The organism is Novosphingobium aquae, from assembly GCF_037572715.1.
Classification (GTDB): Bacteria; Pseudomonadota; Alphaproteobacteria; order Sphingomonadales; family Sphingomonadaceae; genus Novosphingobium; species Novosphingobium aquae.
Genome location: NZ_JBBHJY010000033.1, coordinates 1 through 621 on the forward strand (window position 1 = coordinate 1; position 621 = coordinate 621).

Annotated in this window: 2 protein-coding genes; both read left to right on the forward strand. The window is 66.8% G+C overall.

From position 1 onward, the window contains the following. Positions 1-211 (forward strand): DUF2840 domain-containing protein (locus WG900_RS20145; RefSeq protein ID WP_339970178.1); only part of this gene is annotated, 211 nt, incomplete at its 5' end. Beyond that, positions 208-621, forward strand: a 414-nt coding sequence (locus tag WG900_RS20150; protein ID WP_339970180.1) for a S26 family signal peptidase, incomplete at its 3' end; no start/stop codon positions are given. The genes WG900_RS20145 and WG900_RS20150, both read left to right, overlap by 4 nt.

Here is a 621-nt window from a genome sequence, read left to right on the forward strand (position 1 = left end):
TGACCTGCTGCTCAGCGTTCATGGCTGGCCAAAAGTTGCGCAGGTCTTTCGCCTGATTGATGCAATCGAGGCGTCGGGTATCGACCCGTGCGATGTCGCGCCGGATCATTGGCGGCACATCCACAACCGGATTGCCGGACGCCAAGCGCCGCGCGGCTACAGTCCCGTGCGCCACCGCGCCTGGCTCCAGCGCAAGGCGCTGCTGACATGATGCGGCGGAGTTTCGTTCTGGCTGGCATCGTCGCGATCGCTACAGTCGCGACGCTGACCGTTCGGCCCGCGCGTTACGCGGTGTGGAATACAACAGCCTCCGTTCCGACCGGGCTCTACGCCATTCGTGGCAGGACAAGCCTCCACGTTGGCGAGCGAGTTGCGATCCTGCCGCCGCCGGAACTGCGGCGCTTGCTTGCCGAGCGGCATTACCTCCCGGCCGGCGTGCCGCTGGTGAAACGCATCGCCGCTGTGCGCGGTCAGCGCGTCTGCCGCTTCGCGCGACGCATCACCATCGACGGCCAGTTTGCCGGCGCGGCACTTGCGCGCGACCGTCTCGGACGCTCGCTGCCAGTATGGGCAGGCTGCCACTTGCTGCGCACCGGCGAGCTGTTCGTGATGAACCCGGCT